Raw genomic sequence first — 1933 nt, forward strand, 5'->3', positions numbered from 1 at the left:
GCCTGGCGGCGCGACCTGCACCAGCATCCCGAGTTGGGCTTCGCCGAGACCCGGACAGCCGGGGTGGTCGCCGAGCACCTGCGCGGCCTGGGGCTGGAGGTCCGGACCGGGGTGGGCCGCACCGGGGTGGTCGGGGATCCTGCGGGGCGGCAAGCCCGGGCGGACCGTGGCGCTGAGGGCCGACATGGACGCCCTGCCGGTGCTGGAGGCGACCGGCCTGCCCTTCGCCTCGACCGCCACGGGGACCTACATGGGCCAGACCGTGCCGGTGGCCCACGCCTGCGGCCACGACGCCCATGTGGCCATGCTGATGGGCGCCGCCACGGTTCTGGCCGGGATGAAGGCCGACATCGAGGGCACGGTGGTCTTCATCTTCCAGCCCGCCGAGGAAGGCGCCCCGCCCGGCGAGCCCAAGGGCGGCGCGGCCCTGATGATCGAGGAGGGCGCGCTCCGCGATCCCCGCCCCGACGCCATCTTCGGCCTGCACGTGGTGCCGGGGAAGGCCGGGACCCTGTTCTATCGCCCGCGGGGCTTCATGGCCGCCTCGGACCGGATCGACATCGCCCTGCACGGCCGCCAGACCCACGGGGCCTGGCCGTGGAAGGGCGTGGACGTGATCTCGGCCTCGGCCCAGATCGTCCAGACGATCAACAGCCTGACCGCCCGCACCATCGACCCGACGACCACGCCGACGGTCTTCACCATCGCCACCCTGGACGCGGGCGTGCGCTACAACATCATCCCGGCCGAGGCGACGATGTCCGGGACCCTGAGGACCTTCGACATCGCCCAGCGCGACGACCTGGTGCGCCGCGCCCGGATCGCCATCGACAACGTCGCCGAGACCTATGGCGCGACCGCCGAGTTCACCGTCCGCCAGAACGCGGCCCTGGTGTTCAACGACGAGGCCCTGTCGGCCTGGCTGGCCCCGGTGCTGGCCGAGGCCGCGGGCGCCGACAACGTCAACCCGGCGACCCCGCCCACGACGGTGGCCGAGGACTTCAGCTACCTGTCCCAGGAGGTCCCCGGCGTCTTCTATCACCTCGGCGGCACGCCGGACGGCCAGGACCCGGCGGCGGCGGCCCCGAACCACTCGCCCCAGTTCGACGTCAACGAGGCGGCCCTGCCGGTGGGGGTCAAGGCGCACGTGCTGAGCGCGCTGCGGTTCCTGGAGCGGGACTGAGGCGACGGAAAAAAGCAGGGGCCGGAGGGTCTGGAGCGTCTGAAATCTCGAGGCGCCGAACGGAGAAACGCCGTCTGAAGCGGACGTAGCCCGACCGTCCTCGTCTTTCGTCATCCCGGCGAAGGCCGGGATGACGAAAGGAAGGGATCAGCCCGGGTACAGGGCCGCGCACATGGCGCGGACGTCGGCGGAGCACTGGGCGAAGGCCTCGCCCTCGGGCGTGTCGGGGTTGGGCTTGTAGATGTTGCCGTTCCCGTCGCGCGGGTAGCAGGACTGCATGTTCTGCTGGACGCACTGGAAGTACTGAGGATTGGGCGGACTGGCGATCGACGCGCCGGACGGGACGGCGGCGGCGAGACAGACGGCGGCGAGCGAGGCGGTCAGGATCTTCATCGGAAACCTCCATGGGGACGGGCGGGGATGTTCGTCTGTGGGTTGATCGAATGCAAGCGTGGCGCGCGTCGCCCTTCTCCCTCCCCGTCCCGGGGAGGGAGGGAGAAGGCGTGCGTCTTCATCTTTCCGGAGCGGGCTCCGGAAGGTCGGGGAGGGCGCGGGGCGTCCGGGCCTCGCCCGGAGCGAAAGAGTTTTACCGTTTCGACGAGACAGGCCGCCCCGCGTGGTCGTTGGTGCGCGCGCTCTCCGGCTGGCGGCTCTGTTGGGGCCTTACCGGATCACCCGCCGTCGTCATCGCTGACGCTGGCGGGGGCGGGACATAGGCTGAGCCAGCGGTCCACGCCGAAGCGCGCGGCG

At 71.5% G+C, this 1933-nt stretch carries 2 protein-coding genes; one reads left to right on the plus strand and one right to left on the minus strand.

Translation table 11 applies throughout. The features are described 5' to 3' along the window. Positions 1-1183: amidohydrolase (locus tag AC2W7C_RS17310; RefSeq protein ID WP_486002477.1), on the plus strand; the 1183-nt coding region annotated here is incomplete at its 5' end. Positions 1184-1330: 147 nt separating this feature from the next. Here AC2W7C_RS17310 and AC2W7C_RS17315 read toward each other — a convergent pair. Next, positions 1331-1576 (minus strand): hypothetical protein, encoded by a 246-nt coding sequence (locus AC2W7C_RS17315; RefSeq protein WP_486002478.1) that lies wholly within the window; start codon positions 1574-1576, stop codon positions 1331-1333. Positions 1577-1933: the final 357 nt, after the last annotated feature.

Source organism: Brevundimonas sp. CURTG3B2_SDJG, assembly GCF_057364705.1.